Genomic DNA, 12,582 nt, shown 5'->3' with positions numbered 1-12,582 from the left:
CTCTCGATTCCCCGGCACGGAAACCGTTCGCCAGACAGGCCGGCGCTCTGCTTGGCTCGCCCCATGAGCGATCTCCACATCCGCTGCGCCACCCTCTCGGACGTCGACACCGTGTTGCAGTTCTGGCGCGAAGCCGCGGAAGGAACGAGCATCAGCGACGACCACGACGGAGTGGCCCGACTCATCACAACAGACCCCGAAGCCCTGCTCCTCGCAGAACGCGACGGCGTCCTCACCGGGACCGTGATAGCCGGCTTCGACGGATGGCGATGCTCCGCCTACCGACTGGCCGTGCACCCGGACCACCGCCGGCAAGGCATCGCCACCGCCCTGCTGGAAGCGGCAGAACAACGCTTCGCCACCCTGGGCGGGCGACGGGTCGACGCCATGGTCCTGGAGGCCAACGAACGGGCACACCACACGTGGGCCGCGGCCGGATTCCATCGCGAGGACCACTGGCGGCGCTGGGTCAAGCCGCTATAAGCACCGGCGGCACCCCCCGGATGTTTGTGAGCTGGGGGAGATCCGACGGGTCGCCGACCGCGATGGCCTTGTTGCAGGCGGATTCCAGGCGGCGGTCGCCGTACTTCTTCCGCGGGCCGAGGACTCGCTGGCCGGCACGGAGCCGGTAGAGCGCGGTGACCTCCAGCAGCTGCCTTCGTCACCGCCATGGCAGCCTCCCTCCACCGATTGCTCCCCCTCGTGCTCTGGGCAACGCGGCTGCGCGACCGCCGCCTGACGCCCTCTGCGGGCGCGCATGCTCTTGATCACCGCCCCTGGGACGACAACTGGCAGGCCGGCCCACATGGGCGCCACATGCACATCCGGTCATGGCTGGCAGGCCGGACCTGGTGCGGGGATGATGACACGGAGGGCCCTGCATGAAGGGGGCACCGGCGTGAGTCCCGTGCACGACGACACCAGCGTTGACGCAGACCGGCGGCTGAGCGACGCACAGCAGTCGGACAACCTGCGGACCTTTGTGGGGGCGGCTGCCCGGCACGGTGGGAGCACCGTTACCGACCGTATGCACCTGCGGATCACCCGGGACATCGCGGAAGGATTCGCGGCTCACAGTGCTCAGGGCGGGGTGACGAAGACCCAGGTGTGGGAGTGGATCACGCAGCATGCCTCTCCCGCCTATTCGGTGGAGGCGTTCGAGTCCCGGTGGGAGGTCTTCGAGAGCGAGCGGCTCATTCGTCCCCACCGGTCCAAGAAGCACCAGAAGCGACACTCCTTCCATCCGCTCGGCACCGTCTTCCTGATGATCTGCGACCGGCTGGAAAGCCGCGGCGGCATCGACGAGCTGATCGCCCTGCTGGACCGTACGCAGCAACTTCTCGACCGCGACCACCCTGACCGTGAAGCGGTCGCCCACAACATCGTTTTCTGCCAGTGGGTGTTCCAGACATTCGCCGTGCAGCTGGAAACGCTGGTCCTCGACGGCACGCTGAAGGAGCTGATGGAGGACGAGTGGCAGTACCACCATCAGGGCCTGAACCAGCGCGTCCTGCGCCTGAATCACGAGGTGAACCGCCACTTCCCGAAGGACGTAGACCTTGCCCACAAGGCCGTCGTCATGGTCGAGGCCGAGCAGCGGTACGCGCACTGGGCCGCGCAGGCTCTGCTGCGTGTGCTGGACCGCGCCGGGACGACGCTGGACTTCGATGTCCTGTCGGCCGAGGAGTACCTGGAGGCCGCCCGGAACGCCCCGCCGGAGCAGCTCGCGGAGGCCGGCGTCGCGCTGGTGACGGATGCGCCGCAGGTGTGGCTCGACGCCGGGGCTGTCGTGGACGCCTTGGAGGCGTTCGTGCCTCGTCACCGGGTGCGCTACCGGCCCCCGGTGCCCAAGGGATCCACCGACCGGGATCCGTTCGGCGCGGTGGCCGAGCGAGCGGTACGGGAACGGGTACGGCGCGAGCGGGCCGCCGACCGCATGCTCCTGGAGCAGGACCGGGCCGAGATGACGGAGGAGTTGCGTCGCTCGCGGTGGCCGCGGGCCGTCCGGCTCCTGACCGACCTGATCATGCTGGATGCCGATCGCCACGCCCCGTACCGGTTGGAGATGGGGACCGAGTTGATCATCGACCGCGAGGCATGGGTGACCCACCTGCACCCGGTCACGGTGCACCGCACAAGGACCCCGGCGGTCCTGCCGCCGCCGGACCTGGTGGCAAGCGAGCAAGGTGATGAAGAACCCTGACGCGGCGCTGATCCTCGCCGCCGTCCGGGCAGGCGGCGCACTCCCCCCTGAACGTCTTCCGGGGAACCTTGTGGCGCAGGCCGACGAGGTCGCTCGCGTCGCAGGGCGCAGTCTGGTGGAGTGCGACTGCCCGTGGCCCGCACCGGCCGATGCACTCGGCCGCCCGAGCCCGCCCGGCCGCGCGCTCGTGCTGGGCTGGTCGGAGACTCCGGTTCCCGAGGAACTGGGCACCTACCCGGTCGCCCGGCTCACCCCGACCCAGACGATCACCTTCGCCCTGTGCCTGGCTCAGGCGTGGCCGGACCCGCGCCTGCCCCCGTACCCGGGCCGCGCTTTCGAGCGGGCCGGGATCCTGGACGCGGCCGGTGACATCGGACTGGACGTGAAGTTCGCCAAGGCGGCCCTCGACGGAGAACTGCAATGGCTGTTGCTGATCGTCCGCGACGGTCGCCGGCTACGGCTGGGGCCGGCGGTGGCCGCGCTGCCCGGCACCTTCACCGAAACCATGCGGCGCTTCCACGACCTGCTCCCGGGCCCGGACGACGTCCCGCCGATGTGGGAGGCCGAGGATGAATGAGTCTCCGCTCTCCGACCACGACGAGGCACTGGTCCAGGCCGCCGTCGCCGCGGTGGAAACCGCTGACGGGCTCGTGCCCCGCGAGGCGTTTCCCGCGCTGCAGAGCGATGCGCTGCGGGCGGTCGTCACCCGTCGCCTGGCCGCGCTGGGCCGCGTGTTGCTGCTCCGAGAGCACCAGGGGATCAAGGGCTTCACCAGCGGCTACGAAGACAGCGTGGCCGAGCGCCTGGCCGCCGAGGGCATCGGGGTCCTGCCCCCTGTGGACCGGGCGGTGCTGGTCCTGGTGCTGCTGCGTACCGTGGCAGCCCCCAGAGCCCGCGGCGTGCAGGGCTCGGCGACCTGGCTCACGGACGGGCCGGGCACCAGCGTCGAGGAGCTGTACGCCAACCCGTACTTCACCTACGAGCAACTCCGTCCGGCGGTACGCCGCCTCAAGGCACGACGCCTGCTACGGGAAGGCTTCCACCGCACCCTGCTGCCCGGCCCCGCGCTGCTGCGCCTCACCGACGCCCAGTCCACCCGGCTGTGGGAGGACCTGGTCCTGGTCACCCGGCCCGACTCCATGTACGCACAGGCCATCCGCCGACGCCGCCAAGAGCAGCCGCACCCCGGCCGCCGGCCCTGCCCCTCGCGCGAGACAGCACCATGATCACCCTCACCCCGCCGCGAGAAGCGCAGCCCCCGGAGGATGCCCCGTTGAGCCTGGGGATCATCGGCGACCGGCAGCTGCTGTGTGTCCAGACCTTCGACATCGCCCGGCACCCCTCCACTGCGGTCGGGCTCATCCCCGGCTGCTTCGTCGCCGTCTCGGGAAAGGGCCCCAGGGACGCGAACGAGTCGGGGAAGACCAGCTGGCTGGCCTCCGTCGCCCTGCTCCTCGGCGATCCGGAATGGCGGATGCACAGCAGCGGTCCGGCCACCGTCGCGGACATGCTCTTCGAGCCGCAGACCGCCGGGGTGGCCGCCCAGGGCTACGCACCCGCGACCACCGGCTACATCGCCGGGCTCTTCGCCGCCCCGGACGACGTCGCCGGCACCGCCCACACCGTATGGATGAAGCTGTCCGCCACTCCGACCTACGTCGAGGTCCGGCACGCCCCCGGCATTCACCTGGCCACCGCCCAGGACGACGACGAACGCCACCATCAGGCCGCCGAGCTCTACCGCGGACTGCCGTCGGCGTCCTCGCTGGGAGCAACCCAGTACGCGACCGCCCTGTACGGGCCCGTCCCCCGCTGCCTCGCCTTCCTGACCTCCCGGGGGAAACGGCGCGGCGGACCCTCCCTGCTCAAGCTCGACACCGGCCTTTTCACCCCCGCCGGCATCGGCACCGCACTGATCGGGCTCACCGGCCGTGCCTCCCTGCTGGATACCGACGCCTCCCTGCGCCATGACCTGAGCGAAGCGGAGCACGAGCTGCGGACCAGCCAGTCCGAGGACCTCGACAGCCACGCGATCGAGGAACGAGCCCTGCGCGCCGTCACTCAGCGCAGCAGCGCGCGCGAGGAACTCGCCCACGCCCAGGACCTGTGGGTCCTGCACTACGCACGCGGCTTGCTCGACGCTCTTGAGCGCGCCGAGCAGCTGCAGACCGCGCTGGACGATCAAGCCGAGACGCTCGCACGAGCCCGGGACGAGCGTGCATCGGCCGAAGCCGTTCAGCACGCGCTCGAGGACCCCACGCGTCTGGAACACCAGTGCGATGAGGCAGAACGCGCCGAGCAGACCGCCGAGCGGCTGCTGGATCAGGCCCACGACGAGGAGAGCAGCGCACGTCACCGGCTCGCCTCGCACAGTCAGGCGCTCCAAGAAGCCGAGGACGCCGCGGCCGGGGCCCGGGGGGATCTCGATGACGCCCGCCGCGAGGCTGGGCGGGCCCATCGACGCACCTTCGCCTGTGAGGTCCGCCTGGCCGAAGCCGACGCGCGGCTTCAGCGCGCCCGCGACGACCTCTCCCGGGCCGAAGAAGGACACTACGGTGCCGCCGGACGGACGATCAGCACATTGAGCACGGCGGGAATCAGCGCCACAGGGCTGCTGGACGGCCTCGGCCTGCCCCGCGAGGAGCGCACAGCTTGGGAGCCGCGCCTGGCGCTGTACGGCGACGCCGTGTGCATCCGGGCATCCGACGTCCCCGCCGCCCGCAGAGCCCTGGCCGATCAGCCGGGCGCCGTCCTGATCGCCGTACCCGACGATACGAATGAACACGCAGGCGAGCCCGTGCGGGGCTTCCTCGATGCCCTGGCCACCCGCATGCGCCTGGAACACAGCCCGGACACCGCGGTCGATGACGCCCTCGGACTGTGCGTGCTGGGCGGGTTCACCGAGCCGTTCACCGGCCGAGCCGCCCTCGTCGACCGCCTTCGCACCGAGGCGGCACGGGCGGAGCAGGGCCTCGCCGCTGCGCACCGGCTGTGTGACCGGGCCAAGGAAGCCGAAGCGCAGTGCGAGGAACTGGTCCGCCGCCTGGAGGCCGCCGCTTCGGCCGCTCGCCTGCGGTCCCAGCGCCCCGCGCTCGAACGTGAACTCGCCGCTCTCCAATGCAGGACCGCGGGACGCAAGCAGGCACGTGACGCTGCCGAGAGCGCGCTGCAGCAAGCGGTCGTGGCCCACGCCACCCGCGCTCTCCAGCACGCTCAAGCCCAGAGCGTGATCGACAAGGCCCGGTCGGTCGAACGGCAGGCCGCCGAACAACACTCGGCCCTCAAGAAGCAGATCGCCGCTCTCGACATCACCCACTGGCAAGAACACGGCGGCAGCCGGGAAGCCGCCCTCCGCGCCCTGCGCCGGCCCACGACCTCACCCGTGGTCGTGGACGGGCAGACCCCGCAACCCGAACGCCGCAGCGAGAGCACCCTGCGCCAGCGGGCCGGCCGCCACCTCGACCACGCCCTCGAAGCGGTCGGTATCGACACCGACACCGGTGCCGGCGCGCCGACCGCCGCACTCCAGGACGCTGTCCGGCGCCGCAACAATCTCAGCGACGACAGTGCCGGCCGCCCATTCGCCGATGCCACCGCATTCGAAGCGCCCGCCCGCGCTCTCCAGGACTGGCTCGACCGCTTCGCCGACTCCGACACCTCGGCCGCCCAGCGCATCGCCGCCGAGCGCGCCGGGCGCGCCGACCGCATCGCCTTCGGCGAGCAGAAGGTCGCCGACCTTCTCGAAAGCCTGCGCACCATGCAAGGCAGCATCGCCCTGCGGCTCGAACAGGCCCTGGGCGACATCGAAGACGCCCTCGCCACGCTGAACCGCGACGCCGGCCTGTACGGTGCCGAACTCCACCGTGCGCTCACCCCGCCGCCCTCCCTGCAGGACGTGTGGCGCTGCGAAGTGACACCGTACTGGCGGCGCAGTCCCCACGGCCCCCTGCTGCCCTACGACAACATCACCAACTCGGCGCAGGAGAAGCTGTTCTCCATCCATCTGGTCCTGGCCGCGCTCCTCGCCTCACCCCATCCACGCGGCCGCGTGCTCATCCTCGACGAACTGGGCGATTCCCTCGGCACACACCATCGCCAGGACGTCCTCGGAGCCTTGGCCAAGAGCACGCAGGAACACGGCATCACGGTGCTGGGAACCTGCCAGGAGTCGCTCCTGGACGACGCCGCCGAACACTGCGGCGAACTCCTCTACTTCACCTATCCCAGCCACACGGAGGCGCTCAACGCGCCCACCCGCATGTTCGGCTACGACGCCAACGGCGAGCGCGTCGAGCTGACCACGGACACCCTGCTGGCCGGGCGCGCCTGGTGGTGAGCAATGCGGCACGCGGGTGACCGTCGGTCCGGTCACGTCGGTGCGGTCAGCGTTGGTACGTGCCCACGAGGGTGCCGCTCGCCAACTCCCTGCCCTTCACGGCACGATGCACTGCATCGGCTGTCGGCCGGCCGTGCACGGGAAGCGACTCCGACACGGCCCAGAGGCGGAAGAAGTAGCGGTGCGCCCCGTGCCCCGGCGGAGGCATCGGACCGCCCCAGCCCACCCGGCCGAAACCGTTGGGCCACTCCTGGCCGCCGGGAGGTGGCTCCCCCTCCAGCGCACCGGTACTCCCCGGATCGATACCGGTGACCAGCCAGTGCAGGAACGTCCCGCTCGGGGCGTCAGGGTCCTCGCAGAGCAGGACCAACTCCGACGTACCGTCCGGAACCGCCGACCAGGCCAGCGGTGGCGAGACGTCGTCGCCCTCCCCGCTGTGACGTCGAGGGATCGCCGCATGGTCGTCGAACGCCGCGCTCGTGAGCTGAATTCCAGTCATACGCGCGGCCCTACCCGGAACAGCGCGGTCGGCACCGGCCCGGGCGGGCCAAACACCCCATCGGCCGAGTACGCCGACCAGCGCACCGGGAACCCGTAAGACGGACCTGCGTGGGAGCACGAGATGGCGACGAGAATCCTGCTCGAGGGATGCCCGGTGCGGGCAGAACGACCATTGTTCGCCTATCGGCCGCGCTCCTGCGCACCCATAGGAAGAAGATCGCTGCCCGCAATCCCGGGGCGGGCCGGGGCTGGGCCCGAACGGACGCCCATGAGGATTCGGCCGACAGGCTCGAGGAATCGGCGGCGCGGTGCGGGCGGGGCACTGCTCGCGGCCGCGGAGGACCGTTTCGTACGCCTGGGCGGGCGGCGTGGTGACGCGATGGTGCTGGACCGGAACGGGACGGCGCACCACGCGTGGCGGTCGGCCGGCTATGCGCCGCAGCCGGAGTGGAGCCGCTGGGTGAAGCCGTTCACCTGAGGCCGGGCACGACGGGCCGGGTACGAAGGCCGGGCAGAGCAGGGTTGCTTTGCCCGTCCTTTACCATGGGTGGTCTCCGAACCAATGAACGAAAGGCGTGAGCGTCCGCCCATGGACGAGCCTCCCAGTACCAGACATCGCGCGATCCTCCTCCCTCTGGCCGATCATGGGACGGAGGTGAACCGATGACCGAAGTGCTCCTCCTCATGGTGGCGGTGCTGCTCTGCTTCGCCTGCGGGGCATTCGTCGCGGCGGAGTTCTCGCTCACGACGGTTGAGCGCGCCGACCTCGAGCGCGCGGTGGAGCGGGGCGAGCGCGGGGCCGCGAGTGCGCTGAAGGCCGTGCGCGGACTCACCTTCCAGCTCTCCGGCGCGCAGCTCGGCATCACCGTCACCAATCTGGTCGTCGGCATGCTCGCCGAGCCCTCCATCGCCAAGCTGATCAGCGGACCGCTCGAGGCGCTCGGCGCGTCCCCGGCCGTCGCCTCGTCGCTGGCGCTCGTCATCGGGACGGGCCTGTCGACGATCGCACTGATGGTCGTCGGCGAGCTCGTGCCCAAGAACTGGGCGATCTCGTCGCCGCTGGCGATCGCGAAGGTCGTGGCCACGCCGCTGCGGGTGTTCTCCGCAGCGTTCCGCCCCCTCATCGGTCATCTGAACAACACGGCCAACCGCACGGTGCGCCGCCTCGGCCTCGAGCCGACCGAGGAGCTGGCCTCCGCGCGCACGCCCCAAGAGCTGGTCGCACTGGCCCGGCACTCCGCCAAGCAGGGCGCGCTGGAGGCGGACACCGCCGAGCTGTTCGTCCGCACCCTCAGCCTGGCGGAGCTGACGGCGGAGAACGTGATGACGCCGCGGGTCCAGGTCACCGCCCTCGACATCCAGGCAACGGCGGAGGACGTCGCCAACGCCACGCGGGCGACCGGACTGTCGCGCTTCCCCGTCTACCGGGGCAGCCTCGACAGCGTGGTCGGCATCGCGCACATCAAGGACGTCCTGGCCGTTCCGGCCGAGCGGCGGCCCCGCCATCCCGTGGCGGAGCTGCTGCGCGAGCCGCTGCTGGTGCCCGAGACGCTCACCGTGGACCGGCTGCTGGACCGCCTGTCCGGCAAGCGGACGATGGCGGTCGTGATCGACGAGTACGGCGGTACGGCCGGGGTCGTCACCCTGGAGGACATCGTCGAGGAGGTCGTGGGCGAGGTCCGCGACGAGCACGATCCCCACGAGACGCCGGACCTCGTGAAGGCCGGCGAGGACGCGGACGGACGGCCGCTGTGGTCGGCCGACGGTGCCGCCCGCGCCGATCAGCTGGAGGCGATCGGGCTGCGGGTGCCGGAGGGGCCGTACGAGACGCTCGCCGGGCTCGTCGCCACCGCCCTCGGCCGCATCCCCGCCGTCGGCGACACCATCGAACTGTCCGGCTGGCGGCTCGACGTCGTCGACGCATCCGGCCGGCGCGCGGCCCGGGTGCTGCTGCACGCGCCGCTCGCATCCGAGTACGCGGACGGCCCGGACGGCGCGGAGGGCCCCGAGGGCGGGGAGGGCTCGACGGGCCGGAGGCGCTTGGGGGGCTCGAGGAGATCGAGGAGTCCGAAGGACTCGGACGGGTCGGACGGGTCGGACGGGCCCGACGGGTCCAGTGACTCCGACGGCTCCGACAGGGGGAGGTCCGCGCGATGACCGTCATCCAGCTCTTGATCGGTTTTCTGACGCTGGTCGTCAACGCCTTCTTCGTCGGCGCGGAGTTCGCCCTGATCTCCGTGCGCCGCAGCCAGATCGAGCCGGCGGCCCAGGCCGGGGACCGACGGGCCCGGGCCGTCGTCTGGGGCCTGGAGCACGTCTCGGCGCTGCTCGCCGCGGCGCAGCTCGGCATCACCCTGTGCACCCTGGTGCTCGGCGTGGTCGCCGAGCCCGCCATCGCCCACCTGCTGGAGCCGGTGTTCAACGCCGTCGGTGTGCCGCACGGGCTGATCCACCCGATCTCGTTCGTGATCGCGCTGACCGTGGCGACGTATCTGCACATGCTGCTGGGCGAGATGGTGCCGAAGAACATCGCGCTCGCCGAGCCCACGCGGACGGCGCTGCTGCTCGGCCCTCCGCTGGTGACGCTGGCCCGGGCCCTGCGCCCGGTGATCTTCGCGATCAACGCCTTCGCGAACGGGCTGCTGAAGCTGTTGCGGGTGGAGACCAGGAACGAGGTTTCGGCGACCTTCTCCGACGACGAACTGGCACGGTTGGTCAGGGACTCCGGAAGGGCCGGGCTGCTGGACGACCGGGCGGCCGAGCGGCTGCGCGACGCGCTGGAGCTCGGGCGCAGGCCGGTTGCCGATGTGGTGATGCCGGTGGAGCGGGTGGTGTACGCACAGGTGGGGACCACACCGGGGGAGCTGGAGCGGCTGTCGGCGGAGTCGGGGTTCTCCCGCTTCCCCGTCGTCGACAGCACGCGCACGATCCTGGGCTATCTGCATGTGAAGGACGCCCTGGACGAGTTCCCGCGCGACGCGCCGTTCCCGGTCACGGCGATGCGGCCCATCGCGCGGGTACGTGCCTCGACGCCGCTCGACGACGTGCTGACCGCGATGCGCCGCAGCCGGACGCATCTCGCCGCGGTGCTGGACGAGGACGGCAAGCTCGCCGGTCTGGTCACGATGGAGGACGTGCTCAGGGAGCTGGTGGGCCCGCCGGGTCAGCGCCCCTGAGCCGTCGGCGTCCCGCCCACACGCTTCGGACGTCTCGGTGTCTTCGGGCGGTCGGTACGGGTCGTGGTCTCGGTGATGCCGGGGCCGCGCCCGCCGACCCGGGACGCGCCGATCGCCGTGAGGACGGCGAGCAGTGTCGCCAGGCCCGCCGTCGCGAGGGCGGCGGGCCAGTCGACGTCGAAGAGACTCGTCGCGCCGGCCACGAGCACCGCGGCGAGTGACTGGGCGAAGGTGCGGATGGCGCGTTCGGCAGTGGCCGTCCAGAAGGCCGCGCTCAGCAGGCTCAAGCTCGTCATGTACGGGTCATACCCAGTCGGAGGTGTCCGGCAGGCACCGTCTCGTCGACGAGTCGGCCACGACGCGTCAGCCACGACGCGTCGGCTACAGGGAGATGGCCGAGAGCCAGGCGTCGAGCACGCGCCGGTCGCCGCTGTGCGTGAAGCGCGCGTCGGCGGGGCCGTAGCGGCCGTAGACGAGCAGCAGCAGATCCCCGCTCTCCGCCTCGACGGTGGCGGTGGCCTCGCCCCGCGCGGTACTGGTCCAGCTGATGCTCTGGTCCTGGAGGCTGATGGTCCAGGTGGCGCCGGTGTCGGTGGCCCTCAGGCGCAGGGAGGCGCCCTCGTGGACGCGGACGTCGGAGCCGGGCGCGGGACCCTCCTGGAGGGGAGCGGTGAGCGCGGCGACGGGCTCGGCGATCCAGGAGAAGTACGGCAGGTTCTCCAGGAACTCCTCGATGCCGTCGGCGGCCGTGGCGGGCCCGATGCGCGGGGTGCGGCCGAGCGCGAGTTCGGCGTCGGCGAGATGGATCACTGCCTCGAACAGCAGCCTTCGGGGGAAGAACCGCACATGCTGGTCTGCGCCGTGGGACCAGATGGGGGCGTCGGGGTCGGTGGCGCGGAGCGTCGCGAGCGTGTCCGCGGCCGCGCGTGCGAGCCAGTGCGGGTACGCCGCCGGGTCGTCGGGCAGGCCGAGCGGGACGTCACGGGACCAGACCCGCTCGGTGGCGCGTATGCCGACCACGTGGCCGATCCAGCGGTGGGTCGCACCGTGGTGCCTGACCAGTTCGGCGAGGTCCCAGCCGGGGCAGGTCGGCACGGGCGTCGCCGGATCGGCGTCCCGTACCGTCTCGACGAAGCGGCGCACATGGGCGTCGATCGCGGCGCAGTAGAGCTCGTGCTGGTCCTCGTCGAGCCCGAACCCTTCAGGCAGCCGCAGCAGATCGTCGCGCCAGGCGCCCTCCGGCTGCCTGAGTGCGGCCGCTCGGAAGAGCCGGCCGAGGGCGAGCCGGTCCGACGGCGGCAGCCGGTCGAGCAGGTAGGCGGTGGTCTCCAGCCATTTGACGGCCGTGTCCGGGTCGAGGACGTCGTCGTCGCAGGTCTCGACGACTGTCACCACGTCCGCCAGAGCCTCGGCCAGGACGTTCAGCAGCGCATCACTCACGGGGTCTCCCCTCCGCGTGGGACCGGCTCTCAGAGGCCGGAACCGACGGACCATACCGCGCGGTAGGATCGCTCCGCCATGGAGATGAATGCCGCATACACCAGTTTTGTCGCGGTCGGCGACTCGTTCACCGAGGGCATGTCCGACCTGCTGCCCGACGGCTCGTACCGGGGCTGGGCCGATCTCCTCGCGGCGCGGCTGGCCGCCCGCACACCCGGGTTCCGGTACGCGAACCTCGCCGTGCGCGGCAAGCTCATCGGACAGATCGTCGACGAGCAGGTCGAGCGCGCGGCCGCGATGAACGCCGATGTGGTGACCCTCGTCGGCGGGCTCAACGACACCCTGCGCCCCAAGTGCGACATGGGCCGGGTGCGGGGGCTGCTGGAGGAGGCCGTGGAGCGGCTCGCGCCCTCGTGCGGGCAGCTGGTGCTGATGCGCAGCCCCGGCCGCAACGGTCCGGTCATGGAGCGTTTCCGGCCGCGCATGGAGGAGCTGTTCGACCACATCGACGCGCTCGCGGCCCGGCACGGCGCGCTGGTGGTGGATCTGTACGGGGCGGCCGTCCTCGGGGATCAGCGGATGTGGGACGTGGACCGGCTGCATCTGACCGGTGAGGGACACCGCCGGGTCGCCGAGGCGGTGTGGCAGACACTGGGTCTGGCCGCCGAGGACGACTGGCAGGCGCCGCTGCCTCCGGCGGTGCGCCCCGGGTGGGCGGCCCGGCGGACGGCCGACGTGCGCTTCGCGCGGCAGCATCTGGTGCCGTGGATCGGGCGGCGGCTGACCGGGCGGTCCTCCGGTGACGGCCGCCCGGCGAAGCGGCCCGAGCTGCTGGCATACGAGCCCGGAGGCCGGCTCCTCCTCGATGACGACGGCGTGCTCTCGTAGCAAGCCACAAATCGGGGCGGGGCGCTGGCCTGCGCAAA

General features: G+C 71.5%; 11 protein-coding genes and 1 pseudogene. 9 read left to right on the top strand and 3 right to left on the bottom strand.

The genetic code is table 11. The features are described 5' to 3' along the window. The first annotated feature begins 63 nt into the window (after nucleotides 1-63). From ACWCXB_RS20180 to ACWCXB_RS20160, 5 genes are all read left to right on the top strand, one after another. Nucleotides 64-483, top strand: a complete 420-nt coding sequence (locus tag ACWCXB_RS20180; RefSeq protein ID WP_450724689.1) for a GNAT family N-acetyltransferase — start codon at nucleotides 64-66, stop codon at nucleotides 481-483. A 415-nt stretch (nucleotides 484-898) separates the two neighbouring features. Next, nucleotides 899-2,203, top strand: coding sequence for a hypothetical protein (locus tag ACWCXB_RS20175; RefSeq protein ID WP_450724687.1), 1,305 nt, complete (start codon nucleotides 899-901; stop codon nucleotides 2,201-2,203). Next, entirely contained in the window at nucleotides 2,190-2,780 is a 591-nt protein-coding gene (locus ACWCXB_RS20170) for a hypothetical protein (protein ID WP_450724685.1), read from the top strand. The genes ACWCXB_RS20175 and ACWCXB_RS20170 overlap by 14 nt, the downstream gene beginning before the upstream one ends. Further along, nucleotides 2,773-3,429: a hypothetical protein gene (locus ACWCXB_RS20165; RefSeq protein WP_450724683.1), complete on the top strand. Its 657-nt coding sequence runs from the start codon at nucleotides 2,773-2,775 to the stop codon at nucleotides 3,427-3,429. Before ACWCXB_RS20170 ends, ACWCXB_RS20165 begins: the two co-directional genes overlap by 8 nt. Before the next feature lie 47 nt (nucleotides 3,430-3,476). Next, entirely contained in the window at nucleotides 3,477-6,539 is a 3,063-nt protein-coding gene (locus tag ACWCXB_RS20160; RefSeq protein ID WP_450724681.1) for a hypothetical protein, read from the top strand. 46 nt (nucleotides 6,540-6,585) lie between these two features. On the opposite strand, the gene ACWCXB_RS20155 is transcribed toward ACWCXB_RS20160, so the two are convergent. Beyond that, entirely contained in the window at nucleotides 6,586-7,038 is a 453-nt protein-coding gene (locus ACWCXB_RS20155; RefSeq protein WP_450724679.1) for a YbhB/YbcL family Raf kinase inhibitor-like protein, read from the bottom strand. A 300-nt stretch (nucleotides 7,039-7,338) separates the two neighbouring features. Between ACWCXB_RS20155 and ACWCXB_RS20150 the strand changes: the two are divergent. The 3 genes and pseudogenes from ACWCXB_RS20150 to ACWCXB_RS20140 form a co-directional block, all read left to right on the top strand. Continuing rightward, nucleotides 7,339-7,518, top strand: a pseudogene (locus ACWCXB_RS20150) (GNAT family N-acetyltransferase); the annotation flags it as partial. A 185-nt stretch (nucleotides 7,519-7,703) separates the two neighbouring features. Further along, complete coding sequence (locus ACWCXB_RS20145; RefSeq protein WP_450724677.1) at nucleotides 7,704-9,197, top strand: hemolysin family protein; 1,494 nt, start codon at nucleotides 7,704-7,706, stop codon at nucleotides 9,195-9,197. Beyond that, complete coding sequence (locus ACWCXB_RS20140; protein ID WP_450724675.1) at nucleotides 9,194-10,216, top strand: hemolysin family protein; 1,023 nt, start codon at nucleotides 9,194-9,196, stop codon at nucleotides 10,214-10,216. The genes ACWCXB_RS20145 and ACWCXB_RS20140 overlap by 4 nt, the downstream gene beginning before the upstream one ends. Here ACWCXB_RS20140 and ACWCXB_RS20135 read toward each other — a convergent pair. Together ACWCXB_RS20135 and ACWCXB_RS20130 are read right to left on the bottom strand one after the other, a co-directional pair. Then, nucleotides 10,204-10,512, bottom strand: a complete 309-nt coding sequence (locus ACWCXB_RS20135) for a holin (protein WP_450724673.1) — start codon at nucleotides 10,510-10,512, stop codon at nucleotides 10,204-10,206. The two genes, ACWCXB_RS20140 and ACWCXB_RS20135, sit on opposite strands and share 13 nt — an antisense overlap. Nucleotides 10,513-10,597: 85 nt before the next feature. After that, nucleotides 10,598-11,656: a maleylpyruvate isomerase family mycothiol-dependent enzyme gene (locus ACWCXB_RS20130; protein WP_450724671.1), complete on the bottom strand. Its 1,059-nt coding sequence runs from the start codon at nucleotides 11,654-11,656 to the stop codon at nucleotides 10,598-10,600. Between the two features lie 78 nt (nucleotides 11,657-11,734). On the opposite strand from ACWCXB_RS20130, the gene ACWCXB_RS20125 reads away from it, so the two are divergent. Continuing rightward, nucleotides 11,735-12,544 carry an SGNH/GDSL hydrolase family protein gene (locus tag ACWCXB_RS20125; RefSeq protein ID WP_450724669.1) on the top strand — a complete coding sequence of 270 codons (810 nt, stop codon included), beginning with the start codon at nucleotides 11,735-11,737 and terminating at the stop codon, nucleotides 12,542-12,544. The last annotated feature ends 38 nt before the right edge of the window (nucleotides 12,545-12,582 follow it).

The sequence above is a fragment of the Streptomyces sp. NPDC001514 genome, from assembly GCF_053597075.1.
Note: the sequence above shows the minus strand (reverse complement) of the source record. Positions and strands in the feature narration are given on the sequence as shown.